28 protein-coding genes are annotated in these 24,715 nt (G+C 58.6%); 18 read left to right on the top strand and 10 right to left on the bottom strand.

All coding sequences use genetic code 11. The annotated features are described in order from the left end of the window. Positions 1–69 precede the first annotated feature (69 nt). Genes AB4P92_RS27630 through AB4P92_RS27605 form a run of 6 tightly spaced genes read left to right on the top strand, consistent with a single transcriptional unit; the run spans position 70 to position 6,127 of the window. Positions 70–2,988, top strand: coding sequence for a monovalent cation/H+ antiporter subunit A (locus tag AB4P92_RS27630; RefSeq protein WP_261736994.1), 2,919 nt, complete (start codon positions 70–72; stop codon positions 2,986–2,988). Further along, positions 2,988–3,332, top strand: a complete 345-nt coding sequence (locus AB4P92_RS27625; protein ID WP_252867777.1) for a Na+/H+ antiporter subunit C — start codon at positions 2,988–2,990, stop codon at positions 3,330–3,332. The genes AB4P92_RS27630 and AB4P92_RS27625 overlap by 1 nt, the downstream gene beginning before the upstream one ends. Then, the gene (locus AB4P92_RS27620) at positions 3,329–5,008 is read left to right on the top strand and encodes a monovalent cation/H+ antiporter subunit D (protein ID WP_261736995.1); all 1,680 of its coding nucleotides are present in this window, start codon (positions 3,329–3,331) and stop codon (positions 5,006–5,008) included. Before AB4P92_RS27625 ends, AB4P92_RS27620 begins: the two co-directional genes overlap by 4 nt. Further along, entirely contained in the window at positions 5,005–5,493 is a 489-nt protein-coding gene (locus AB4P92_RS27615; protein ID WP_261736996.1) for a Na+/H+ antiporter subunit E, read from the top strand. Before AB4P92_RS27620 ends, AB4P92_RS27615 begins: the two co-directional genes overlap by 4 nt. Then, entirely contained in the window at positions 5,490–5,768 is a 279-nt protein-coding gene (locus AB4P92_RS27610) for a K+/H+ antiporter subunit F (protein ID WP_042559573.1), read from the top strand. The genes AB4P92_RS27615 and AB4P92_RS27610 overlap by 4 nt, the downstream gene beginning before the upstream one ends. Beyond that, the gene (locus tag AB4P92_RS27605) at positions 5,765–6,127 is read left to right on the top strand and encodes a Na+/H+ antiporter subunit G (protein ID WP_042559574.1); all 363 of its coding nucleotides are present in this window, start codon (positions 5,765–5,767) and stop codon (positions 6,125–6,127) included. Before AB4P92_RS27610 ends, AB4P92_RS27605 begins: the two co-directional genes overlap by 4 nt. 71 nt (positions 6,128–6,198) lie before the next feature. Here AB4P92_RS27605 and AB4P92_RS27600 read toward each other — a convergent pair whose 3' ends face one another. Further along, positions 6,199–6,639 carry a DUF3995 domain-containing protein gene (locus tag AB4P92_RS27600; protein ID WP_042559575.1) on the bottom strand — a complete coding sequence of 147 codons (441 nt, stop codon included), beginning with the start codon at positions 6,637–6,639 and terminating at the stop codon, positions 6,199–6,201. A 93-nt stretch (positions 6,640–6,732) separates the two neighbouring features. On the opposite strand from AB4P92_RS27600, the gene AB4P92_RS27595 reads away from it, so the two are divergent. Further along, positions 6,733–7,122 (top strand): DUF2946 domain-containing protein, encoded by a 390-nt coding sequence (locus tag AB4P92_RS27595; protein ID WP_261736997.1) that lies wholly within the window; start codon positions 6,733–6,735, stop codon positions 7,120–7,122. 92 nt (positions 7,123–7,214) lie between these two features. Continuing rightward, entirely contained in the window at positions 7,215–9,347 is a 2,133-nt protein-coding gene (locus tag AB4P92_RS27590) for a TonB-dependent receptor (protein WP_395598484.1), read from the top strand. 116 nt (positions 9,348–9,463) lie between these two features. On the opposite strand, the gene AB4P92_RS27585 is transcribed toward AB4P92_RS27590, so the two are convergent. The 3 genes from AB4P92_RS27585 to AB4P92_RS27575 form a co-directional block, all read right to left on the bottom strand. Then, positions 9,464–10,480 carry an ABC transporter substrate-binding protein gene (locus AB4P92_RS27585; RefSeq protein ID WP_261736999.1) on the bottom strand — a complete coding sequence of 339 codons (1,017 nt, stop codon included), beginning with the start codon at positions 10,478–10,480 and terminating at the stop codon, positions 9,464–9,466. Positions 10,481–10,607: 127 nt separating this feature from the next. After that, complete coding sequence (locus AB4P92_RS27580) at positions 10,608–10,805, bottom strand: hypothetical protein (protein ID WP_047302082.1); 198 nt, start codon at positions 10,803–10,805, stop codon at positions 10,608–10,610. An 8-nt stretch (positions 10,806–10,813) separates the two neighbouring features. Further along, complete coding sequence (locus tag AB4P92_RS27575) at positions 10,814–11,284, bottom strand: hypothetical protein (protein ID WP_080896030.1); 471 nt, start codon at positions 11,282–11,284, stop codon at positions 10,814–10,816. A 400-nt stretch (positions 11,285–11,684) separates the two neighbouring features. Between AB4P92_RS27575 and AB4P92_RS27570 the strand changes: the two genes are divergently transcribed. Together AB4P92_RS27570 and AB4P92_RS27565 are read left to right on the top strand one after the other, a co-directional pair. Next, entirely contained in the window at positions 11,685–11,960 is a 276-nt protein-coding gene (locus tag AB4P92_RS27570) for a hypothetical protein (RefSeq protein ID WP_042559580.1), read from the top strand. A gap of 47 nt (positions 11,961–12,007) precedes the next feature. After that, a complete protein-coding gene (locus AB4P92_RS27565) occupies positions 12,008–12,244 on the top strand; it encodes a DUF2789 family protein (protein ID WP_047301755.1) in 237 nt (78 codons plus the stop codon). A gap of 5 nt (positions 12,245–12,249) precedes the next feature. On the opposite strand, the gene AB4P92_RS27560 is transcribed toward AB4P92_RS27565, so the two are convergent. The 3 genes from AB4P92_RS27560 to AB4P92_RS27550 form a co-directional block, all read right to left on the bottom strand. Continuing rightward, positions 12,250–12,453, bottom strand: a complete 204-nt coding sequence (locus tag AB4P92_RS27560) for a hypothetical protein (protein ID WP_042559582.1) — start codon at positions 12,451–12,453, stop codon at positions 12,250–12,252. A 113-nt stretch (positions 12,454–12,566) separates the two neighbouring features. Beyond that, a complete protein-coding gene (locus tag AB4P92_RS27555; protein WP_395599709.1) occupies positions 12,567–13,790 on the bottom strand; it encodes a methyl-accepting chemotaxis protein in 1,224 nt (407 codons plus the stop codon). A gap of 604 nt (positions 13,791–14,394) precedes the next feature. Then, entirely contained in the window at positions 14,395–14,799 is a 405-nt protein-coding gene (locus AB4P92_RS27550; RefSeq protein ID WP_047301757.1) for a TraR/DksA C4-type zinc finger protein, read from the bottom strand. A 411-nt stretch (positions 14,800–15,210) separates the two neighbouring features. Here AB4P92_RS27550 and AB4P92_RS27545 point away from each other — a divergent pair, with 411 nt between their 5' ends. From AB4P92_RS27545 to AB4P92_RS27530, 4 genes are all read left to right on the top strand, one after another. Beyond that, the gene (locus AB4P92_RS27545; protein ID WP_395598483.1) at positions 15,211–16,119 is read left to right on the top strand and encodes a MurR/RpiR family transcriptional regulator; all 909 of its coding nucleotides are present in this window, start codon (positions 15,211–15,213) and stop codon (positions 16,117–16,119) included. Between the two features lie 62 nt (positions 16,120–16,181). Continuing rightward, the gene (locus AB4P92_RS27540; RefSeq protein WP_395598482.1) at positions 16,182–16,787 is read left to right on the top strand and encodes a glutathione S-transferase; all 606 of its coding nucleotides are present in this window, start codon (positions 16,182–16,184) and stop codon (positions 16,785–16,787) included. 2 nt (positions 16,788–16,789) lie between these two features. Next, complete coding sequence (locus AB4P92_RS27535) at positions 16,790–17,896, top strand: DNA alkylation repair protein (protein ID WP_395598481.1); 1,107 nt, start codon at positions 16,790–16,792, stop codon at positions 17,894–17,896. 162 nt (positions 17,897–18,058) lie between these two features. Continuing rightward, positions 18,059–18,367, top strand: coding sequence for an isochorismate lyase (locus tag AB4P92_RS27530; protein ID WP_210623621.1), 309 nt, complete (start codon positions 18,059–18,061; stop codon positions 18,365–18,367). 128 nt (positions 18,368–18,495) lie between these two features. Here AB4P92_RS27530 and AB4P92_RS27525 read toward each other — a convergent pair whose 3' ends face one another. Further along, on the bottom strand, positions 18,496–19,497 hold the full coding sequence (locus tag AB4P92_RS27525; RefSeq protein ID WP_210623623.1) for a zinc-dependent alcohol dehydrogenase family protein: 1,002 nt from the start codon (positions 19,495–19,497) through the stop codon (positions 18,496–18,498). A 108-nt stretch (positions 19,498–19,605) separates the two neighbouring features. Here AB4P92_RS27525 and AB4P92_RS27520 point away from each other — a divergent pair, with 108 nt between their 5' ends. Next, positions 19,606–20,487 (top strand): LysR family transcriptional regulator, encoded by an 882-nt coding sequence (locus AB4P92_RS27520; protein WP_395598480.1) that lies wholly within the window; start codon positions 19,606–19,608, stop codon positions 20,485–20,487. 49 nt (positions 20,488–20,536) lie between these two features. Here the strand turns inward: AB4P92_RS27520 and AB4P92_RS27515 are convergent, their stop codons facing one another. Both AB4P92_RS27515 and AB4P92_RS27510 read right to left on the bottom strand, forming a co-directional pair. After that, positions 20,537–21,022, bottom strand: a complete 486-nt coding sequence (locus tag AB4P92_RS27515; protein ID WP_210623625.1) for a DUF6130 family protein — start codon at positions 21,020–21,022, stop codon at positions 20,537–20,539. 246 nt (positions 21,023–21,268) lie between these two features. Beyond that, entirely contained in the window at positions 21,269–22,189 is a 921-nt protein-coding gene (locus tag AB4P92_RS27510; protein ID WP_395598479.1) for a LysR family transcriptional regulator, read from the bottom strand. Between the two features lie 109 nt (positions 22,190–22,298). Between AB4P92_RS27510 and AB4P92_RS27505 the strand changes: the two genes are divergently transcribed. From AB4P92_RS27505 to AB4P92_RS27495, 3 genes are read left to right on the top strand one after another with little or no spacing between them, the layout of a single operon-like run. Next, on the top strand, positions 22,299–23,384 hold the full coding sequence (locus AB4P92_RS27505; RefSeq protein WP_395598478.1) for a TauD/TfdA family dioxygenase: 1,086 nt from the start codon (positions 22,299–22,301) through the stop codon (positions 23,382–23,384). Between the two features lie 3 nt (positions 23,385–23,387). Beyond that, complete coding sequence (locus AB4P92_RS27500) at positions 23,388–24,146, top strand: sulfite exporter TauE/SafE family protein (RefSeq protein WP_395598477.1); 759 nt, start codon at positions 23,388–23,390, stop codon at positions 24,144–24,146. A gap of 16 nt (positions 24,147–24,162) precedes the next feature. Then, the gene (locus tag AB4P92_RS27495) at positions 24,163–24,642 is read left to right on the top strand and encodes a YbaK/prolyl-tRNA synthetase associated domain-containing protein (protein WP_080963931.1); all 480 of its coding nucleotides are present in this window, start codon (positions 24,163–24,165) and stop codon (positions 24,640–24,642) included. Positions 24,643–24,715: the final 73 nt, after the last annotated feature.

The following is a 24,715-nucleotide window of genomic DNA, read 5'->3' as shown; positions in this document are numbered from 1 at the left end:
ATCCTGGCGTTTGGTGATCGGGGAGCTGGCACGTATGATGCTTCACAAACTTCCGCAGATTAGAAGCCTATGTCCCTGATAGTTCTACTGCTTCTGCCATTCATTGGCAGCTGTCTGGCAGCGGTGCTGCCACACAATGCGCGTAACACCGAATCCCTGTTGGCAGGTCTGGTCGCTCTGATCGGCGTCGTCCAGGTGGCTTTGTTGTACCCGCAGATCGCCAATGGCGGCGTCATTCGCGAAGAATTCATGTGGTTACCCAGTCTCGGGCTGAACTTCGTTCTGCGCATGGACGGTTTCGCCTGGCTGTTCTCGATACTGGTACTCGGGATCGGCTCACTCGTCTCTTTATATGCCCGCTACTACATGTCACCGGACGATCCGGTGCCGCGATTCTTCGCATTTTTCCTGGCGTTCATGGGCGCCATGCTTGGCCTGGTGATCTCCGGCAACCTCATCCAGATCGTGTTTTTCTGGGAGCTGACCAGCCTCTTCTCTTTCCTGCTGATCGGTTACTGGCACCACCGCTCCGATGCCCGTCGTGGCGCTTACATGGCGCTGATGGTCACAGGCGCCGGCGGACTGTGCCTGCTGGCGGGGGTCATGATCCTCGGCCATGTCGTCGGCAGCTATGACCTTGACAAGGTCCTGGCCGCCGGCGACCTGATTCGCGCACATGCCCTCTACCCAATCCTGTTACCCCTCATTCTCATCGGCGCCTTAAGCAAAAGCGCCCAGTTTCCCTTCCACTTCTGGCTGCCCCACGCTATGGCGGCGCCCACACCGGTCTCGGCGTATCTGCACTCGGCGACCATGGTCAAGGCCGGGGTTTTCCTGCTCGCACGCCTGTGGCCATCGCTGTCCGGCAGTGAAGAATGGTTCTACATCGTCAGCGGCGCTGGCGCGTGTACGCTGTTGCTCGGCGCGTATTGCGCAATGTTCCAGAACGACCTCAAAGGCTTGCTCGCCTACTCAACCATCAGCCACCTGGGCCTGATCACGTTGCTGCTGGGCCTGAACAGTCCGCTGGCCGCCGTTGCCGCGGTATTCCATATCCTCAACCACGCCACGTTCAAGGCCTCGCTGTTCATGGCCGCGGGCATCATCGACCACGAGAGCGGCACCCGCGACATCCGCAAGCTCAGCGGTCTGATCAAGCTGATTCCGTTTACCGCAACGCTGGCGATGGTTGCTAGCGCCTCGATGGCCGGCGTGCCGCTTCTCAACGGCTTCCTGTCGAAAGAAATGTTCTTCGCCGAAACCGTGTTCATCAATGCCACGGCGTGGGTCGAAGCCGCGCTGCCGATTGTCGCAACCATTGCCGGTACATTCAGCGTCGCCTATTCCCTGCGTTTCACCGTCGATGTGTTCTTCGGCCCACCGGCAACCGACCTGCCCCACACCCCGCACGAGCCGCCGCGCTGGATGCGTGCACCGGTCGAGTTGCTGGTGTTTACCTGCCTGATCGTGGGGATTTTCCCGGCACAAGTGGTCGGCCCGCTGCTCGCCGCCGCCGCGCAGCCCGTAGTGGGCGGCACCTTGCCGGAGTACAGCCTGGCAATCTGGCACGGCCTGAACGCACCGATGATCATGAGCCTGATCGCCATGTCCGGTGGCATCGTGCTTTACCTGTTACTGCGTAATCAGTTCAGACACGGACGCTTCAAATACCCGCCACTGGTGGGACGCTTCAACGGCAAGCGCCTGTTCGAGCGCAGTCTGGTAGTGATGATGCGCATGGCCCGGCGCGTTGAACGCCGGCTCGGCACCCGACGCCTGCAAATGCAATTGTTCCTCATGGTCTTCGCGGCTGTGCTCGCGGGCCTGATTCCGATGCTGCACAGCAGCCTGAGCTGGGGTGACCGGCCGAAGATTCCGGGCTCGATCGTTTTCGTGACCCTGTGGCTGCTGGCGATTGCTTGCGCCCTCGGCGCCGCGTGGCAGGCCAAGTATCACCGTCTCGCTGCCCTGACCATGGTCAGCGTCTGCGGCTTGATGACCTGCGTGACCTTCGTCTGGTTCTCCGCTCCGGATCTGGCGCTGACGCAATTGGCCGTCGAAGTGGTGACCACCGTGCTGATCCTGCTGGGGCTGCGCTGGTTGCCACGTCGGATCGAAGAGGTTTCGCCACTGCCGAGCACGCTGCGCAAGGCACGCATTCGCCGTCTGCGCGACTTGATGCTGTCGATTGCGGTAGGCGCCGGCATGGCGCTGCTGTCCTACGCAATGCTCACGCGGCAGACGCCGAATGACATTTCCTCGTTCTACCTCAGTCGCGCTCTGCCTGAGGGCGGCGGCAGCAACGTGGTCAACGTGATGCTGGTGGACTTCCGAGGTTTCGACACCCTGGGTGAAATTACCGTGCTGGTCGCTGTGGCATTGACGGTGTTCGCCCTGCTACGCCGCTTCCGTCCTCCGAAAGAAAGCCTGCAACTGCCGGCCCAGCAGCGCTTGCTGGCACCGGACGTGGTCACCGACCTGGTCAACCCGCGTTCGGCCAGCGACACCGCGCTCGGCTTCATGATGGTCCCGGCGGTGCTGGTGCGTCTGCTATTGCCGATTGCGCTGGTGGTGTCGTTCTACCTGTTCATGCGCGGACACAATCAGCCGGGCGGCGGATTTGTCGCCGGGCTGGTGATGTCGGTGGCGTTCATCCTGCAATACATGGTCGCCGGTACGCAGTGGGTCGAGGCACAAATGAGCCTGCGGCCACTGCGCTGGATGGGCACGGGGCTGCTCTTTGCCACCGCCACAGGGCTTGGTGCGATGGTGGCCGGATATCCGTTCCTCACCACCCACACCTGGCATTTCACCCTGCCGCTGCTGGGTGACATCCATATCGCCAGCGCGCTGTTCTTTGACATTGGCGTGTACGGCGTGGTGGTCGGCTCGACGCTATTGATCCTCACCGCTCTCGCCCACCAGTCGGTGCGTGGTCACAAGAACGCGTCCCTGCCCAAGGCCGTCGCCAGCAAAGGAGCCGTCTGATGGAAGAAGTCATCGCAATCGCCATTGGCATTCTCGCCGCCTCCGGCGTCTGGCTGGTCCTGCGCCCACGTACGTTCCAGGTGGTCATGGGCCTGTGCCTGCTGTCCTACGCGGTCAACCTGTTCATCTTCAGCATGGGCAGCCTGTTCATCGGCAAGGAGCCGGTGATCAAGGACGGCGTGACCCAGGACTTGCTGCACTACACCGATCCGCTGCCGCAGGCACTGGTATTGACCGCAATCGTCATCAGCTTCGCCATGACCGCATTGTTCCTCGTCGTTCTGCTCGCCTCGCGCGGCCTGACCGGCACCGACCACGTCGACGGCCGGGAGCCTAAAGAATGATGGCGATGACTCACCTGATCGCCGCACCGATTCTGCTGCCGCTGCTGACTGCCGCGATCATGCTGATGCTCGGCGAGCGGCACCGCCCGCTGAAGGCGAAAATCAACCTGTTCTCCAGCCTCCTCGGCCTGTTCATTTCTGTGATGCTGCTGCAATGGACGCAAACCACCGGCGTGCCAGGCTCAATCGGCGTTTACCTGCCGGGCAACTGGCAGGCGCCGTTCGGCATCGTGCTGGTGGTTGATCGCCTCTCGGCGTTGATGCTGGTGCTCACCGGGGTCATTGGCGTCAGCGCCCTGCTGTTTGCGATGGCACGTTGGGACGGCGCAGGATCTAGCTTCCACGCGTTGTTCCAGATCCAGTTGATGGGTTTGTATGGCGCGTTCCTGACCGCTGACCTGTTCAACCTGTTCGTGTTCTTTGAAGTGCTGCTGGCCGCCTCTTATGGCCTCTTGCTCCATGGCTCGGGCCGGGCACGGGTTTCGTCCGGGCTGCATTACATTTCGATCAACCTGCTCGCCTCGTCGCTGTTTCTGATCGGCGCGGCGTTGATCTACGGCGTCACTGGCACCCTGAACATGGCCGATCTGGCGGTGAAAATTCCGCTGGTTCCGGAAGCCGACCAAGGCTTGCTGCACGCCGGCGCAGGCATTCTCGCGGTAGCGTTCCTGGCCAAGGCCGGCATGTGGCCGCTGAACTTCTGGCTGGTGCCGGCCTACTCTTCGGCCAGCGCACCGGTAGCGGCGATGTTCGCGATCATGACCAAGGTCGGCGTGTACACCCTGCTGCGCCTGTGGACGCTGCTGTTCTCCGCCCAAGCCGGAGCCTCGGCGTTCTTCGGTGGTGACTGGCTGATCTACGGCGGCATGGTGACCATGGCCTGCGCGGCGCTGGCGATACTTGCCGCACAACGCCTTGAGCGCATGGCCAGCCTGAGCATTCTGGTGTCGGCGGGGATCCTGCTGTCGGCCGTCGGCTTTGCGCAGCCGAACCTGATCGGTGCGGCGTTGTTCTATCTGGTCAGTTCGACGCTGGCGTTGAGTGCGCTGTTCCTGCTGGCCGAGTTGATCGAGCGTTCGCGCTCAGCCAACGAAATCCCACTGGAAGACGAAAGCGAATTGCTGCCGCGACCACAGGAATCCCTGCAACCGCCCAAAGGCATCAACCTCGACGACGAGCAGAAAGCCGTGGTCGGCCAGGTCATCCCATGGACCATGGCGTTTCTCGGCTTGAGCTTTATCGCCTGCGCCCTGCTCATCATCGGCATGCCGCCGCTGTCCGGTTTCATCGGCAAACTCAACCTGATCAGCGCGTTACTCAATCCGCTGGGATTGGGCACCGCCGCGCCGATTTCCAACGCGGCATGGGCGCTGCTGGCGCTGTTGATCCTGTCTGGCCTGGCAGCGTTGATGGCATTCTCGCGTCTCGGCATCCAGCGCTTCTGGACGCCAGAAGAGCGCCCTTCACCGCTGCTGCGCAAACTCGAATGTGCGCCGATTTTCCTGCTGCTGGGGCTGAGCATCGTCCTGACCTTCAAGGCCGAGCCGCTGATGCTTTACACCCAGGCCACTGCTGACGCATTGAATAATCCCCAGCAATACGTCAATGCCGTGCTCGGCACTCGCGCCGTACCGAGCCCGGAAAGCAAGGCCGCCCTGTTGGAGGTGCAGCCATGAAGCGTGTATTTCCGGCACCTTTGCTTTCATTGGCGCTGTGTATCTTGTGGCTGACGCTGAACCTGTCAATCAGCCCCGGTAACCTGTTGCTCGGCGCAATACTTGGTTTCGCTGCGCCGTTGATGATGCGCAAATTGCGTCCCAAGCAAGTGCGTATCCGCCGTCCATGGACAATCGTGCGGCTGCTCCTTCTGGTTGGTCGTGATGTGGTGATGTCCAACTTGATCGTCGCTTGGGGTGTACTGAATGCAGGTCGTCGTCCGCCGCGCTCCAGCTTCATCAAAGTGCCGCTGGAGCTGCGAGACGCCCATGGTCTGGCGACATTGTCGATGATCTGCACGGTAGTGCCCGGCACGGTGTGGTCAGAACTGGCGCTGGATCGCAGCATTCTGCTGGTACACGTATGGGATCTGGATGACGAAGCGCAATTCATCGAGCACTTCAAGAGCACTTACGAGCGGCCGCTGATGGAGATTTTCGAATGAGCCCATTACTCTCGAATGCGATTCTGCTGACGCTGTTTCTATTCTGTCTGGCCATGCTGCTGACGCTGTTGCGTCTGTTCAAAGGGCCATCGGCGCAGGATCGGGTACTGGCGCTGGACTATCTATACATCGTTGCGATGCTGATGATGCTGACTCTGGGCATTCGCTATTCCAGTGACACTTACTTTGAGGCGGCGCTGCTGATCGCGCTGTTCGGCTTCGTCGGTTCGTTTGCCCTGGCGAAATTCCTGCTGCGTGGCGAGGTCATCGAATGAACGCGGAACTGTCTCTTTGGGTTGAGATTCCTGTGGCGATCCTGCTGGTGCTCAGCGGCGTGTTTGCCTTGATCGGCGCAATCGGATTGCTGCGGATGAAGGACTACTTCCAGCGCATGCACCCGCCGGCACTGGCGTCGACGCTGGGAGCGTGGTGTGTGGCGCTGGCCTCGATCATTTGCTTTTCAGCGCTGAAGTCCGGGCCGGTGCTGCATGCCTGGTTGATTCCGATTTTACTGGCAATCACGGTCCCGGTGACCACGTTGCTACTGGCGCGGGCGGCGTTGTTCCGCAAACGCATGGCCGGAGATGATGTGCCGGCGGAAGTGAGTAGTCGCTCCAGTGAAAGCGGTAGCTGAATTCAGACTTTGTGGTGCCGGGACTGGCCTCTTCGCGGGCAGGCCCGGTCATCACATAAATCTGCTCAGCCTCAAACCCAAGCCACCGCCAACAACCCCGCCCCCAACACCGCACACAACGGCGAATAAACCCACGTATCCAGCCGCGCAAAACGTGAGCCCTTCACCTCCTTGAAAAACCCCACCAGATGCGAATCACCAATCGCCCGGGCAAACATCAGCAGCGCAATTACACTGATCACCCACTGCAACGCCTTGTGATGTACCGGCGCCACGCCCCACCCGACCCGCAGACACACCAGCGCGGCAATCGCCAATAACACAGCCGCCACCAACAACGTTAGCCATCCCGATGGCTTGAACGCCGGTCGTAGCGTCGCCACCAAACCTTCCACCGGAACCTGCGGAACTGCCGCCACCGCCGCCCATTGCCCACCCAACGCCCAATACACATGCACCAGGCTGATCACCGCAAACACTGTCACCAGCCATTGAGCCAACACAAAGGTCATGGTTGAAATCCTTGAAAGGGATTTGAACAAATCATCCTAGTCGCATTTTTTTCAAGTGCACGACCGATCAGCGGTAAGGTAAAGTGCCGCCCCATGAAATTCTCCCGTTCCGATCGATCACTGCTGGCCTGGATGCTCTATTGCTGCGTCCTGTTCAACGTGTTCGCTTGCAGCATCGGTCACGGGCAAATGGTCGGCATGCAGCTCAACGGCATCGGCGGCCAGTTCTGTACAGTCGACCCGGCGACTCAAGCGCCGCTGGCCTCCAATCCCAGCGAAGAACAACTGCCGACTCTGTCCAAATCCTTCGGCTGTCCGCTGTGTTCTGTCGGCGGCGGCATGGGTCCGGCGTTCAACTCCAGCCTGACCCTGGCGATCCTCCCGGAACAACACAGCCCGCCGCTGGCGCCCATCGCCAGTGCCGACCTCCCCGCCCGCTTCACCTGGCCCTCGGCCAACCCACGCGCCCCACCGCTCGCCTGAGTGTTCCTGCCTTTTTGATTTGTCGGCCCACTGCGCCAACGCGCGGCGTTTGCCTGTGCGCTGACTCCTAGACATGCATTCAGGATTCAATGATGAAACAACTCACTTTGCTGGCGAGCCTGTGCGGCTGCCTGTCCGTTAACGTCTGGGCGCAATCCACCATGGAACTGGCGCCGATCAACATTGATGGCGAATCCGGCAGCGAACCGGGCCTGAGCCTCGACCAGTCCAGCGGCATGGCTTCGCGACTCGGCTTGAGCGTCCGCGAAACACCCGCTTCGGTGGCCATCGCCAATCGCAACGACATCGAGCGCCACGGCGCACAGAACTTCCAGGACGCCGCCAACACCCTCCCCGGCGTCAATGCCAGCGCACCGCCAGGCTTCGGCGGATTCATCTCCTATCGCGGCTTCACCAGCAGCCAGATCACGCAGATGTTCAACGGCATCAACGTTTCCGGAGGCCTCGCCCGTCCTGTCGATGCGTGGATCTATGACCGAGTGGAGTTGGTGGGCGGTCCGTCGTCGCTGATCAATGGCGCAGGTTCAGTCGGTGGTTCGTTGAACTACGTGACCAAACTGGCGACCCGCGATGAACAGGCCGTTGAAGGCAGGGTCAGTTACGGCACCTACGACACCACCGAAACCGCGTTCGGCCTCAACCATGCGCTGACCGATCCAGGCAGCGAGGTGCAGCACTACGCGCGCCTGGACGTCAGCCACAACACCAGCAATGGCTACATCGATCGACAGGAGCGCGATGCCTGGAGCGTGGCGTTTTCCATACTCAGCGATTTCACACCAAACCTGTCGCATACCCTGGCCCTGGAGTATCAGGACGAACACGAAGACAGCCCTTACTGGGGCACGCCCGTACTTAACCCCAAGGCCGGCGAGTTGAAGATTGATAAACACAATCGCTTCAACAACTACAACGTCGAGGACGGCCGCTACGAACAGCGGACAATCTGGGTGCGGTCGATCATCGACTACCGGATCAACGACAGCACCACCCTGCGCAACACGCTGTATCACCTCGACAGCCAACGCGATTACCGCAATCTCGAGACCTACAAATACAACGCCGACAACTCGGCAGTGAATCGTTCGACGGCGTACCAGGTGCGACACCAAGGCGAACAGAACGGCAACCAGTTCGAACTGCGCCACGACAACACTTTGTTGGGACTTGATACGACGTGGTCCGGCGGTTTCGAATACAAGGTCAACCAAACCACCAACTCGCCGCTCAACATAAAAGACGCGAGCGCGGTAAACCCGAGCCACTATCGTCCCGGGTATTTCTACGACATTCCCGGCACCAACCCCGCGTTGATCAGTGACAAGACCAACGAGGTCACCACCAAAGCGCTGTTCGTGGAAAACCGTCTGGCGTTGACCGACAAACTGTCGCTGCTCACCGGCCTGCGTTATGACGACATCGACCTCGACGTGACCAACCACCGCGCCGTGACCGCCGCCAATCCAAGGTACCTCAAGCGCAGTTGGGAGCCTGTCACGGGGCGTGCAGGCCTGACTTACCAATTCATCCCTTCGGCCAACGTCTACGTGCAATACAGCACCGCGGCCGAGCAACCCAATGGCACACAGGACTTCGACGTATCGACCGGCAAGCAATGGGAAATCGGCAGCAAATTCGACTACCTGAACGGGCGAGGCTCGGCGACTGTGGCGGCTTACACCATTGAGCGAAAGGACTTCGCCGTCACCGATCCACTGGACCCGACCCGCAGCATTGCGGTGGGCCAGCAGACGTCAAAAGGGATCGAGATTGCCAGCTCCTTGCGCATTACCGACAGACTGCTGGCCGAGGGCAATTTCGCCTGGGTTGACGCGCAGTACGATGATTTCACCGAAAAAAACGCCACGGGCGCCGTGGTTTCGCGCAAGGGCAACACGCCCACCAATGTCCCGGACCGGGTTGGCAATCTCTGGCTGACTTATGATTTTTCGCCGCAATGGCAAGGTGGGGTCGATGCGCGATACGTCGCATCGGTATTTGCCGACAGCGCCAACACCCTCACCGTGCCGTCGTACACGCTGTTTGGCAGCTTCCTCAGTTACAAGGTCGATTCGCACACCACCGTGACCGGTCGGGTGCGTAACTTGACGAATGAGGTGTATGCCGAGTTTGCGCATGTATCGCCGGCGTATTACCTGGGTACACCACGCACCTTTGAATTGGCGGTGCAGACCAGGTTCTAAAAGCATTGCGGGCAAGCCCGCTCCCACAGTGACTGGTGTCGTACACATATTTTGTATTCGACAGAAAAACCTGTGGGAGCGGGCTTGCCCGCGATGAGGCCAGGGGCCTCAACCCTCTATTTCAGATCAACCGAAACCTTATCCGCCACATCCTTCGGCAACCACGCCTGCCACACATCCGGATGCGCCTTCATGAATGCCTCAGCCGCCTGACGCGGTGCGGTGTGCTTCTCGCTCATGTCGGCCAACGCCTTGTTCAGCTCAGCAATCGGGAAATCGACCTTGCTGAAGAACTCGGCGATCTGCGGATACTGCTTCTGGAATGGCGTAGACACGCCAATCGAAAGTTTCGACGCCAGCGAGCGGGTGGGTTTCGGGTTGGGATTATCGGCGTCAGTCAGGGTTTTCCATGCCTCGGCATCAAACGGCGGCTCTTCCAGCTGCACCAGTTTGAACTTGCCGAGCAACGGCGTCGGCGACCAGTAATAAAACAGCACCGGTTTACCGCGACGAATAGAAGAACTGATTTCGGCGTCGAGCGCGGCACCCGAGCCACTGCGGAAATTGGTGAAGTCGTCCTGCAACCCGTAAGCCGTGAGCTTCTGCTTGTTGACCACTTCTGAAGTCCAGCCAATCGGGCTGTTGAGGAAACGCCCCTTGCTCGGGTTTTCCGGGTCCTTGAACACGTCCTTGTATTTTTTCAGATCACTGACACTGCGCAAGTCCGGCGCCAGCGGCTTGATGCCCTTGGCCGGGTCACCCTTGATCACGTATTCCGGCACCCACCAGCCTTCGGTGGCGCCCTTGACCGTATCGCCCAGGCTCACCACCTTGCCTTCAGCCTCGGCCTTGACCCACACCGGACTGCGCCCAGCCCACTCCTCGCCAATGACCTGAATGTCATTGTTGGCCAGCGCGGTTTCCAGGGTAATGGTGGTGCCGGGCAAGGTGTCGGTTGGCAACCCGTAGCCCTTCTCGACGATGATCCGCAAGACATCGGTGATCAGGCTGCCGCTTTCCCAATTCAGGTCGGCGAAATGGATCGGCGCCTGTGCTGCCATCGTCGATTGCGCTGACGCCAGCAGGCCGAATGTCGCCACGCTGGCGGCCAATAACCGTCGAAATCCGTTCATGCATTACACCTCGTGCTGTTCACAGCAATGACAGGATGGCCTGACAGAAGACCGCAAGCCTCTGAATACTCAGTCAACTGACTGTAGACGAGGTTCCTGCTTTTTCAGGGGCTGGCCCCAGACGAGGTTAGCTTTCAGACTTTTCCTGCAAGCTTTGCAGCTCGCGTCTGACCATGCTGGCGTATTCCGCTGGACGCAACGCATAGATCTGCGAGGCCACCCATCCCAGCCACGCGCCTTGCAACTCGGCCTTCATGGCAAACAATCGCCCGGCATCATCACGCGCCTTGTCGATGTTCTGAGAATGAAAATCGGCGCGACTCAAACCACCGATCACTCGCTGGCCTTGAAGGTCACCAGTTCGCCCTTGCGCCACTTCGCGGCTTTGCCAGTGACGGCTTTCAGAGTCTTGGTCAGGCCTTCCTGCAATTGCTCATTGGCGGCGAACACGGTCACCACGCTGTGACCTTCCTTGAACAGGATCGCATGGCCATCAGCGCTATCAACGAAGGCGTAATCGCCAAGCCCATAAACCGTGAGTTTTATTTCACGAAAACGGATATCCATCTTGCCACCTTCACGGCTGGGCAAGACCGATGCACTGAAGTGGTCGCCGACCTTGAGCTTCAGCCCAGGTTTGTCATCGACTACCAACGCACTTTGCGTGTCGATCTCGGCAACGTAAATGCCTTCCGCGCTTTGCTCGGTGATGTAAACAAAACGCGATTGGAACTGCTTGACCAGCTTTGCACGCAAATCACCCAGCACGAACAAAGCATGCATATCGAGATTACTGACTGCCAAAGAAACATCCCCACATCTGAAAAACCGCACACGGGAAACGCGCACGGCAAAAAACGGCCAGGCCGATGGCACTGCCAATTGACTCAAATAAAAACCTGAACTGAGCAGAGCGCTCGTTCAACGCGAGGTTCGTAAGACTACTGGATTGTCACTCGCGAAACTCACTCCAACGTCGCCAAAGCCTGAAGGAAAAATCCTCACTCGCCATGAGAGAAAGTTGACTACGAACTTTAGGGAAAATTCTCACGAAGAAAAGCTCTTTTCCGACATATCGCTTGCGAAAAATTGCTTTAGATAAGCGCTGTCGTCAACAGGTACTGGCGATTCTAGAGCAGCGATGCTCATTAAGACTACCCACAACGGCCTGTAAATATCGGCCAACTGATGAAAAGGACTTCATATGTGCACTCTGACTCATTTCGCCATGCCCGCTGACGCCCGACTCAAATCGCCTGTGATCCTGCATATCACCGGTATGGAAGATCTGCCGGAATCCGTAACGAACGACCAGACGCCACGCTTTCAGGTGGTACCTGCAGGTAATGCTTTCTTTCACATTAAAGAAAAGTCGACCGGCCGTGTAAGAGGTTTCCGCGAGGATCATAACGAGGCTTGCGCGCTCGCCCGCTCACTCGAATTACAAATCGAACTCCTGGCCAGTGGCTGCCTCAGATAGAGAGAGTGTCGACTACGCCATCCCGGCGTGCGCAAAAGGAGCACATGATGGATCTGGAAACATACAACCTGAAAACCCTGTTCGATCAGTTGGGGCTGCCTTCAGAGGATACGCAAATCGACGATTTCATCGAAAAGCATCCGCTGGACGCCAACACCAAATTGGTTGATGCGCATTTCTGGACGCAAGCTCAAAAACAGACACTTGAAGAGTGGATTGGCAAAGACGACGACAGGGCAATTGTCTTCGATGAACTGAACGTACGCCTGCACGACGGCAAGTGACCCGATCAGTGCAGGCTGTCGCCAACCTCCGCCTTTAACTGCGCGAGCCACGCAGCCCTGCACTCCTCGGCCTCATCGCGACTGGCAAACGCGGTGCCCCGTCGCTCACCGTTGAGCAAAACGACCCAGCAAACGCTTTGCCCCATCGCGCGTAAACCGGCGGGCACGCCACTGCCAATCATCACGGCAACATCAACCCTGCACTGCATGCGGACCTCCGAAATTCATTAGCTACCTAACTAAGCAGGCATGTTAATGACTTCGCCGCAGCGCAAACAGCAACGCGCGTGCACATATTCATTGCATCTAGCGTAACAATCGATCAGCGCGGACTTTCCGGTTTATAGCCCAACCGCAAGCCGCCCCAGTGTCGGCCCTTTATCGTGATCGGCACCGACAGGTCGTGCATCAACTCTCCGGTGTCACGGGTGTAGGTCTGCAACAACACCGGTTGCTGATGGCTGCCACAGCGAATCCCGGTGCGGTCGGCGAACTTGCGTTTAGTCCGGTTGTTGACCGCATCGACCTGCGCATCGCCAGTCAGTGCCTGGCTGAACACCTGATTGTGCGTCGGCACATACCCCTGCTGCGTGCAGGCAATGGCGAATACAAGACCCTCGTGGCGCGGCAACAACGGTTCCTGAATCGCCGGCAGAACCTGATCGGTATAGCGGTCGAATCGGGTTTGATACTTCGTCGGTTGAGTATTCGCGATCGCCTGATACTGGCGGTCGAACAGATCTTCGAGACTGATCCGCCCTTGCTCGACGTCCGCCTCGAAACGCGCCGCAATCTGACTCGCCCCTTCGCGCGCCAGATCATAGATGCGCTGGTGATAGTCATCCAGACCGACTTCGGCGAGACGTTCGCTGATGGTTTCTGCCTGCCCTTCCATCTGCACCGCCGCATCGGCGAGGCGCCGTGTCTGTTGATCGCTGATCGCCAGATCGCTGCGCATCTGCTCGATGGCCTTGAACAGACTGTCGAGTTGCTCACGATTGGTCTCGGCACCAAGGGCGATTTCGCCGACCTGACTTTCCACCCCGGCCGCCAGCCGAGCAATGTTCTCCAGGTGCTGGCCAGTGTGCTCGACCTGTTCGACGCCAGTGTGCAAGTCACTGGACAGCTCGCGGATCTGCTCCACCACTTGCGCGGTGCGTTGCTGAATGTCGGCGACCATCTCGCCCACTTCGCCAGTCGCCGACGCCGTCCGCGCCGCCAACCCACGCACCTCATCAGCCACCACCGCAAACCCGCGGCCATGCTCGCCAGCCCGCGCCGCTTCAATCGCCGCGTTCAACGCCAAAAGATTGGTCTGGCTGGCAATCGACTGGATCACCAACGTCACACGTTGAATGTCATCGCTGCGCAGACTCAAGGCTTCGATCAATTCACGACTGGCATTGGCGCGCTGACTGAGCTGACGCATGCGCGAAATCGAATCGATCAATTCGGTGCGCCCCGCCGCACTGCTGTGATGTGCCTCGCTGGCGGCTGCAAGTGCATCGCGGCTGAGCTGCGAAGTCGCGTGCTCGGTGGCGATCATCACCTCGGCGTTGCTGACAATCCGTGCCGCGGCATCGAGTTGCGATTCGAGCTTGCTCGCCAGCTCCTTGACCGAAAATGCCACGCCGGCCGCCGACAGGGCGTTATGGCTGGTGGTGTAGGAAAGGTCGCGGGTCAGTTCGGACATGGCGCTGCCGGTGTCGGCAGGCTGTGCATCGGGGACGGCTCGGGTGCGCAGGCGCGGCAGCCAGACAATCAGCACCGCCAAGGGCATGCCAACGTAAAGCGACCATTCACCCAGCGTCATGCCGGCCACCAACAGCATCAGGGCGATGCTTTGCAGGGTCGGTGCGATCCAGCGGTTTTTCGGCAAAAGCACTGGTGCAGGCAAAGCCTCAACCAGAGATCCATCTCTCGTCATATCAACACCCCACGCTTGTTCTCATTATTGTGACTGCATTAAACGCCACTACAACGCCATTATCTATGGTCCGTTAGTCGTGATGTCTTGCAGCAGGTCAATGGAACGGCCCGGAATATCGCAGACGAAAAAACAAGATCGCAGCCTTCAGCCGCTCTAAAAGGAGCTACCGAAGGCTGCGATCTTTTCAGGGTGACCCACATTCATGGGTCACCGCACAGAATCAGGCCTGACGCTGGTGCTTATCGATCTGCTCGTGACGCTCTTGAGCTTCGATGCAGTACTTGGTGGTCGGGCTGATCAGCAGACGCTTCAGGCCAATGGCCTCGCCGCTGTCGTCGCACCAGCCAAAACTGTCTTCCTTGATGCGCTCAAGGGCTTGTTCCAGTTGCGGCAGCATGCGCTGGTCGCGATCGATCGCGTTGACCAGCCAGGTGCGCTCTTCTTCAACCGAAGCCGCGTCCGCCGGATCAGCCGGGGTATCCAGGCTCTCGATGGCGATACGGTTTTGCTCAATGCGCTCGTGGGTTTCGACTTTCATGTTCTGCAACAGCTCTGCGAAGAAAGCGTGTTGCTCAGCATTCATGTAGTCATCTGCCGGCATGGCCAGCAACTTGTCCTTTGTCATTGATATCTCTATAAAAAAACGTGCATTAAGGCGAAATAGGGAGCGTTCCGGCGAACCGTGTCCGGTCGACGAAAAGGCATCGTTTATTGCAAATGCCACCCGGCACTCAATTTACGAGGGGCGGCAGTCTAAGGCCCGTTTCAGGCATCAGCAACTCTAAATACTGGGAATTTGTCCGACAAGGCCCGGAAATGGCTCTGACACAGGCTTCATTGCGGTTATCGGAGTGCGTTTATAGCAAGAAATTCAGTCGAGCGGCTGTATATAGAAGACAAACGGCTAACCAAGCTGCGTTTGATCGCGATTTTTTCGCCTGCAAGTGCATCGTTTCAGCCAGGCAGACCCGGTAAACCACCACTAACATCAGCCACACCTCGCCACAGCGTTATCGATCAGCCAGAAGGATGACTTATGCCCCGCCCCGATCTGCCGGCCACCGACGAGCCTACCCTCGCCAGCCCCCCGATCACTGCCGAGCGTCTGCTGCAACTGATCACCGAAGAATACGAAACCCTGCCGCGCCAGCTTAAGCGCATTGCCAGCTACATGAGCCAGCAAAGCGACCGGATCATGGTCGACCGCATCAGCGACATTGCCCGCGAATGCGAAGTCCACCCGTCCGCCATCGTGCGCTTTTCCCAGCGCTTCGGCTTCAGCGGCTTCAGCGAAATGCAGGCCCTGTTCCGCACCGCCTACACCCACAAAGCCTCGCCGGTGCAGAACTACCAGCAACGCATCCGCAACATGATCGCCAACCAATCGCAGAAAGCCAGCGACGGCGACCTCGCCCGCGAGTGCATCGACGCCACGCTTTGCGGCATCGAACGTCTGGGCCGTGAACTCGACGACACTGCTTTCGAAAAAGCCGTCGACCTGATCGTCAACGCCGACAACATCTATGTCGTCGGCGTGCGCCGCTCCTTCGCCGTCGCCGACTATCTCGTTTACAACTTGCAACACACTCAGAAACGCATCCACCTCGTCTCCGGCCTTGGAGGCAGCTACCGCGAACAAATGCGCAGCGTCCGCGAAGGCGACCTGGTCATCGCCATCAGCTTCACCCCCTACGCCAGGGAAACCCAACACTGCCTGCGCCACGCCCGCGAACAACAGGCCAGCACCCTGATCCTCACCGACAGCCTCCTCTCGCCACTGGCCAAACGCGCCAACAGCGTGTTGTTGGTCAATGAAGGAAGTGCGCTGGCTTTTCGTTCGTTGAGTGCGACGTTGTGTTTGTGCCAGGCATTGTTTGTGGCCGTGGCCTATCGACTGGAATTGAATGTCGATGAGATTCACGAACAAGCCGGATTCGACGACTGACAATTCCTTCAACCTCGGCTAGGTTATGCCTACCCCACCGGTTTGGCTTGAAGGAACGCGTCATGAAACTGATCGGCATGCTGGACTCCCCTTACGTGCGCCGCGTGGCGATCTCCGCCAAACGCTTAGGGATCGACCTCGAACACGAGTCAGTCTCGGTGTTCCGCCACTTCGAGCAATTCCAGCAGATCAACCCGGTGGTCAAGGCGCCCACCCTGATCCTCGACGACGGCGTCGTCCTCATGGATTCGACCCTCATCCTCGACTACCTCGAAACCGCCTCCGGCAAAAGCCTGCTGCCGAAAGACTTGAGCCAGCGCGCCCAAGCCCTGCGCCTGATCGGCCTCAGCCTCGCCGCCTGCGAAAAAGCCGTGCAACTCTACTACGAACGCAACTTGCGCCCGGCCGACATCCAATACCAACCGTGGGTCGAACGCGTCGAAGGCCAACTCGCCGCCGCCTTCACCGCCCTCGAACACGAACTCGAAAAAACCGGCTTACCCACCGACGGCACCCTCACCCAGGCCGGCATCAGTCTCGCCGTCGCCTGGAGCTTCACCGACCTCGTCGTCCCCGACCAGATCGATGTGGCGCGCTATCCGCGTATCGCCCAATACACTGCCTACGCTGAAACGCTTGAAGCGTTCGTCAGCACGCCGATGACCTGATCATGAGCGCACCTGAAACCGCGGCACCGGCACTGAAAGAGATCTTTAACACCGAGCGTTTGCAACACATCGCCACAGAAATGAGCGCCGTGTACCCGGCGTTTAAGGCCAAGGCGTTTTTGAAGCATGCCAATGATGGGCTGGCTGAGTTGTCGGTGATGCAGCGGATGGCGCGGGTGAGTGAAAGCCTGCATGCGGTGCTGCCGCTGGACTACGAGGATTCCCTGGATGTGCTGCGCGAACTCGCACCACGACTGAACAGTGGATTCGTCAGCATGTTCCTGCCGCACTACGTCGCCAGCTACGGCGGCCATGCGTTCGATACCTCCATGGAAGCCCTGAAGTACTTCACCACCTTCGGCTCCTCCGAATTCGCCATCCGCCACTTCCTGCGCAGCGACCTGGAACGCTCGCTGGAACGGATGCACGACTGGACCCAGGACGAAAACCACCACGTCCGCCGACTCGCCAGCGAAGGCAGCCGCCCTCGCCTGCCGTGGTCGTTTCGGCTGGAAGCGGTGCAGGCGGATCCGCAGTTGGCCGCCGGGATACTGGACCGGTTGAAAGCGGATGAGAGCTTGTACGTGCGCAAGTCCGTGGCGAATCATTTGAATGACGTGACGAAGGTGCATCCCGAGTGGGTGCTCGACACGATTGAAGGCTGGTCGCTGGAAAACAAACACACGGCGTGGATTGCAAAGCATGCGTTGCGGAGTCTGATCAAACAGGGGGATTTGCGTGCATTGACCGTGATTGGGGCCGGGGGAAAACCTGAGGTCGAGTTGCTGGATGTGAAGATTGAGCCGGCGGTGGTGAGGCTGGGAGAAGCGATTACGCTGTCTTTTGTGCTGAAGTCGACGGTGGCTGAAGAGCAACGGCTGGTGATTGATTATGCGATCGACTATGTGAAGGCAAATGGCGGGGTTTCGGGGAAGGTTTTCAAGTTGAAGACGGTGGTGTTGCCGGGGTTTGGGAGTGTGGTGGTTGGACGGCGCCAAGTAATTAAGGACTTTACGACGCGCAAGCATTTTGCTGGGGGACATGGGGTGAAATTAATGGTTAACGGGGAGGTGTTGGCAGCTACCGCATTCAACATCATCGCGGGATGACGCCATAAATAGATTTAGTGGGTCTGGAGAAGGTTGAACAGGTGCGAAATCGAGGGTGGGCCAGTTTTAGCCCATATTGGGCAGCTATTCATTAAGGACTGCTAACTGTCGGAACAGGACGATGAAGTCCCAAGATTTATTCAACAAACGGAGTCCCCCTACATGGAAGTCATCAATCATTTGCAGCCAGAAGCGTGTGCAGGCATGGAGGAAATCCGGCGCGAGATCGATGCCCTTGATCAGGCTGTCATTCAGCTGTTGGGCAAGCGCTTTCACTACGTACTCGCGGCCTCGAAGTTCAAGACCTCGGCGACTTCAGTTCGTGCACCAGAGCGGTTCAAGGCCATGCTATTAACTCGACGCAAGTGGGCAGAGGCGGAGGGCCTAAATCCGGATGCAATCGAGAAAATGTACAGCGACCTGGTGAATCACTTCATTGCAGAAGAGATGAAGCATTGGGCTGCTCAATAAGATGACACTTGAGACCAGTGGCCGAGCTGTCTGCCGTGAGGACTCGATTTCGGTCAGTCATGACAGGCAGCAATCGGCCATAGGCGGACGCCTTTTGGCCGATTGCGCTTTGAAGAGATTACAAGGGGCTACGCACTTACAACCTGGATTACCGTCTTGCCCCTGCCGCGGCCTTCGGCGACTTGGCGAAATGCCTCGTTGACGTCTGGCAGCGCAAAATGCTGTTGGTCCACGCGGATTGTCAGTTGACCAGCATTCGCGAGCGCAGCGGCCTCGCGCAGAATAGCGCCGTGGTGTTCGCGTCCTTTGCCGGTGAGCAGCGGCGCCAAGGTGAAGACGCCCGAGTAGGTTGCACTTTTGAACGACAACGGCGCCAGGCTATGCTGGCCCCAACCGAGGCAACTCAGCACGTGCCCTGTATAAGCTTTCACCGCTTTGAATGAAGCATCCAGTGTGCTGCCGCCGACAGTGTCGTAGACAATGTCGAATCCTTCACCAGTCGTGTAATGCTCGACATAGTCCTCAACGCTCTGTGCCTGATAGTCGATCGCCGTAGCCCCCAGCGAGCGAATGAAGTCCAGACTACCCGCCGAACCGGTGGCGTAGACATCGGCACCGCGAGCCTTAGCCAGTTGCACAGCCACTTGGCCAACTCCACCTGCGCCGCCATGAATCAGTACACGCTGACCGGCGCGGACATTGGCGCGATCGACCAGACCTTCCCATGCGGTAATGAACACCAAAGGCAATGCAGCCGCCTCACGCATGTTGAGGGTGTGTGGCTTGGCAGCGATCAGCCGGGCATCCACGGCAATGTACTCGGCCATAGTACCTTGGGCACCACCGATCCCGCCGGGCATGCCGAAGACTTCCTGGCCTACGGTGAAACCCTCGACCGCTTCACCCAGTTCGACGACCGTACCGGCGAGGTCAAGGCCGAGCACTGCCGGCAGCGCTTGGCGGGCATGAGCCCCTGCGCCGGCGGCGATTTTGGTATCGAGCGGATTGACTCCTGCGGCGTGAACCTTGACCAGTACTTGCCCTTTACCGGGAACAGGGCGATCGATGTGACGGATGGCCAGAGGGGACTGAGCGGACTCGGCGATGGCAGCAAGCATGGACTGTTTCATGGCGGGAACCTGTGTTGGGATGGACGCTTACAGATTGCCGCGCTTTAATCATTCCGATAAGAAACCCAGTTCGCATATGACTTATTCCACAAAGAGACCCAATCTTCGATGGATCTGTTCGACAGCATGCACGTCTTTGTTCGCGTCGTGGAGCGCGGGTCTTTCTCGGCGGTCGCCCGTGAACTGAACATGGGGCAGCCGGCAGTGAGTAAGCAAGTGCGCGCGCTGGAGCAGTATCTGGGTGGGCCATTGTTCGCACGCAGCACGCGCCACCTGGCCCTGACCGACCAAGGTCAACGCTTCTACGACCACTGCCAGGAAATTCTCGGCCAAGTTGAAACTGCCACGCGTAGCTTTACCAGTGGCCAGGAGCAGATCGCCGGCCCTTTACGAGTCGCCGCCCCGGTCAGTTATGGACGGTTATGCATCGCGCCGCTCATAGGGACATTCCTGCAACGCCATCCCGATGTCCGGATTGACCTGCGGCTGAGTGACCACAATGAAGACCTGCTCAAAGAAAATATCGATCTGGCTATCCGCATTGGCGTGGTGAAGAGCGAGGGATTAGTGGCACTGCCATTGAGCAATAGCCCGCGGCGTGTCTATGCCGCGCCCAGCTACCTGGATCTACACGGCGTGCCACGTGAGCCCAACGAACTCTCAGATCACAACTGCATCGGCTTCACTTTGCTTGAGCATTACGACCGTTGGCAATTTACGCACATTGCACAGGAGCTCGATGTAGGTATTCAAGGCAACGTCACGAGTAACAGCAGCGAGGCCATCCGCGAGATGGTTCTCTCCGGCTTGGGTATTTCCCTCTCACCAGAATGGCTGTTCACAGCTGACATTGACCAGGGCACGGTTCGTACCGTACTCGACAATTATAAGACCAGTGCGCTGCCTGTCAGCGCCGTGCTCAGTCGTGAGCGGCGACGCTCGGCGCGGACGATGGCGTTCATCGATTTTCTACGCGAGCATTTATTGTAGAAGCTCCTTGTCATACGCCGTCCGCTATTGGCCGATCGTTGCACAGCAGTTAGGGTTTTACTACGTGATCATCGTCAGTGCGGGGAGCCTCCGTTGGTTTCTTCTCCGGCACGATAAAACTCACTGTCGTACTGGTGATGATCTTGTGAGTCGGGTCGGCCACTTCCAGAAGAACCTTGTGAGTACCAGGCGTTAGTCCGACCAGGATAATTGGGTCTTCACTTGTGTGCGCCCATGTACCTTTCCAGTCATCGACGGTCACGTGAAGGTGACCTAAACGTGGTGATACCTCAACAGCCGCTTTGCCAAATACCGGCATGATCCTGGCGTGCTCTGTTCGAAACTGGATGATGACAACTCCGCGGGCGAGCGGCTCGGCAAGCGGCGGGTACGCAATGAGTCTCGGCGCACTCTCGGACTCCAACGGAAGTATCGCCGGTGGAGAATCGGTGTCTGCTACCCCTTGTCCGAGCACGGATCCACAAAAGAAGACACCCAAAGCCAGGGCCAATAGATTTCCGGGAGCGAGGGACATGTGTTTTTCTCCGCGTTATTTCATTCAAGCCTAGATCAAACTGAGTATTCCCCACTGTTCTTTTGAAATTGGAATCACCAACGTATTTCATCGACACGGACTGGCCGCTTTTGGCCGATTACAGCCATCCGTAACAGGCGACAATCGGCCAAGCACTCATGACGTCGTCCGGTAAACATCAAAACCCCAGCGTGCTCTCGATAGTGAGCGAACAGGGCTGAACGCCCCCTAACCTCATATCAGTGCTCACCCGCGTTTACATTCGAGGCTTTCACCCAAGCCACGGATCATCTCCATCAATGCCTTCACCCGCAGTGGCAAATTTCCGGCCGGGTAAACCGCGTGCATCTGTGGGCTCTCGCCGCTGCTGGAGGTGAGTTTGTACTCAGGGCAAACCCGGCACAGGCGCCCTGCTTCCACTTCGGGCTCCGCCATCCAGTCCGCCAAGCGGGCGATCCCGACGCCCGACAGGGCTGCCTGGAATACCGCCAGACCGGAGCTGAAACGAAATTTGGGGTGAACCCGAAAGCTGATGGCCTGCTCCTCACTGCGAAAATTCCACTCCTTGAGAATCCTTGGCGCCGTATGCAGGATCAGCGAGTGCGACTCCAGTGCTTCGATGGAGTCGGGCATGCCGTTGCGCTCCAGGTAGTCGGGGCTGGCATACAGATAACGTGAGTAACTCCAGAGCGCAAAGCCGATCAATTCGCTGGATTGTGGAAACGCGCCGCGAATCGAGAAGTCCAGCTTGCTCTTGGCCGGGTCGATGATCTCATCGGTGAAAATCACATCGATGTTTACGTCTGGATAACGCTCGCAGTATTGCGCGATCAACCGGGGCAATACCCCGTTTCCGAGAAACTCTGGGGCGGAAAAACGGATCCAGCCGGAGGCCAGGCCGCTGAGACCGGCCAGGTCTTCATCCACCTCACGTTGCAGATCGAGCATTTTGTACGCGTGGGGCAATAAGCATTCACCCGCTTCGGTCAAGCTCACGGCATTGGACGAGCGATTGAACAACTTGAGCCCGACACTTTCCTCCAGGGCTTGAACGGCGCGGGTCAGTGCGCTGGGGGAGCGCCCCAGAGTCCGTGCCGCGGCGACGAAGCTGCGCTTGCGAGCCACGGTCGCGAAGGCTTCAAGGTCCCCCAACATATTCAACGCCACTCTCCACCTCATTGCGTTTTTCACAACGCGGCATTGCAACACAAAAAAGTCCCTTCCGTTAACCTTCCAGTTCAACCCACAAGGATTGGGCAAACAGGAGCGCACGGACGTGTCGAAGCTGGATAAAGAAATCGGGAAAGCCGCAGCTTGTGTTGATGAAGTCATTCATGAATGGCTGGAAAAGAAATCAGTGACGTCGATCCGACGGGAGATACCGCAAATTCATCTGTCGCTCGAAGAACAACGCACACTTCAGGCCGGTCTGGCATCGCTGGACGTGACCGATAGCGCCTCGGGTATCCGCCACATGCCGGTATTGGGGCAGTTGCTGGAAAGTGTCCTGTGCACCGAGAAAATTCAGCAGCTACGCAATTTCCCACAGTCCCGTGACGTGGCGATGATCGTCAGGGGGCTGCCGCTGGACCCGCAACTGCCCGCCACGCCCTATGACCTGGAGCCGGGTATCGAGAACTTGTCGACTCTGGCCGGAGCTATTTTGTCCGTGCTGCAAACGCTGCAAACCCGTCCGCTGGCGTACGAGGGTGAAAGCAGCGACACCGTGTTCCGTCACGTATCACCCAAGCAAAAGCGAGAGACCGAAAAGAGCTCCTATGGCTCGCGCGCGGATCTGGACATGCATGTCGACAACCCTCACCTGCCTTTGACCTGCGAACCCGTCTCGCAGTTGTCGGCCTGTCCGGAGTACCTGTCCCTGACCGGCCTGCGCTGCGAGCTCGACGTGCCGACGCGCATCGTCGCCATTGACGAGGTGCTGGCCATTCTGCCGACCTGGGTCGAAGAAGAGTTGTCACGACCGAAATTCACCGTTCGCCGACCGGCCTCCTTCGGCAAACAGGGGAATGTGCTGGAAAACGTCCCCTTGCTGTACAGAAGCGCAACCGATGGCCTGTATTGCCGCTACAACAAAGCAAGTGTCGAAACGACCTGCGCCAATGCGCAGTTCGCCCTCCAACTGTTCGGCGCCGCCGCCAATCATGCCGATGTCGTGCACCACATACTGCTGCAACCAGGCGACATGCTGATCTTCAAGAACCAGCAAACCCTGCATGCCCGGGATGGTTTTACACCCCGCTACGACGGCCGTGATCGCTGGATGTTGCGCGTCTTCGGGGTCAATGATCCGGCACGCGTGATGCCGCTGGCCCCTCATCAACCCTATATAGTCAGAGCCTGATTCATGGTCGATATTGTCATCCTTTGCGTGTTCGCCTTCGCCGCCGGTCTGATCGATGCGGCGGTGGGCGGCGGCGGACTGATCCAGATTCCCGCGCTGTTCAACGTGCTGCCCACCGCTCCACCGGCGGCGCTGCTGGGTACCAATAAGGTCGCGGCCGCCTGCGGCACCGCATTCGCGGCCCGGTCCTTCGTGCGCAAAGTGGTGATCGACTGGGGGCTTGTAATCCCCGCCGCCTGCGCGGCTTTTGTCATGGCCTTCTTCGGAGCCGCCACGGTGTCGTTCGTACCCCAGTCGATGATCCGGCCGGCGGTGCTGGTGTTGATCGTACTGATGGCGATCTACACCTTCTGGAAAAAGGATTTCGGCGCCCTGCACAAACCCATGCACATCGGTACCAAGGAAAAACTGCTGGCGATCGTCATCGGCGGTGCTATCGGTTTCTACGATGGTCTGTTCGGTCCCGGCACTGGCAGCTTCCTGATCTTCCTGTTTATCCGCTGCTTCGCCTTCGACTTTCTTCATGCCTCGGCATCGGCCAAGCTAGTGAACATCGCGACCAACGTAGCGGCACTGATGTTCTTCATTCCGACGGGTAACGTGCTCTATCTGATCGCAATCCCCATGGCGGCATTCAACATCCTGGGCGCGCTCACCGGCACCTGGCTGGCGGTTCATAAAGGCGTGCCATTTGTCCGGGCTCTCTTCCTGGTGTTGCTGGTGATTCTGATCAGCAAACTGTCCTACGACCTGTTCCTGTAAACCAGAGGAAAACTACATGCACCCCATGTTCGATCGCCTCGTGGCACTACTCGATGCCCGCTCAGCCTCCTACCGGGTGTTGATGCACGATGCCGAGGGCCAGTCGGCGCGCGTCGCCGAAATCCGTGGCACCGAGCCCGGACAAGGCGCGAAGGCCATGCTTTGCTCACTCAAGGGTCAGGCCGGCCCCTATGCACTGGCGATCCTGCCGGGCGACCAGAAGCTGGACATGAAGAAAGTCGGAGCGGCCCTGGGCGGGAAAAAAGCCGAGCTGGTAAAGGCCGAAACCGCCATGGAACTGACCGGGTGCCGGATCGGCGCCATCCCTCCCTTTGTTTTCGATGAGCGGATTCAATTGATCGTCGATCCGGCCTTGACCACACGCTACGCTGAAATAGCTTTCAACGCGGGGCGGCTGGATGCGTCGATGGTGCTCGATACGAAGGATTATCTGGCGATTGCCATGCCTCGATTGCTGGATATCAGCCAGACTTGAGCAGATGTTTTCAGGGACGGATTTATTTTCATACTTCTTACAAAACGGATCTTGAAAATAGATCAGTCTCCTG

The organism is Pseudomonas sp. A0308 (assembly GCF_044218815.1).
GTDB lineage: Bacteria > Pseudomonadota > Gammaproteobacteria > Pseudomonadales > Pseudomonadaceae > Aquipseudomonas > Aquipseudomonas iridis.
This window is presented reverse-complemented; position numbering and strand designations above follow the sequence as displayed.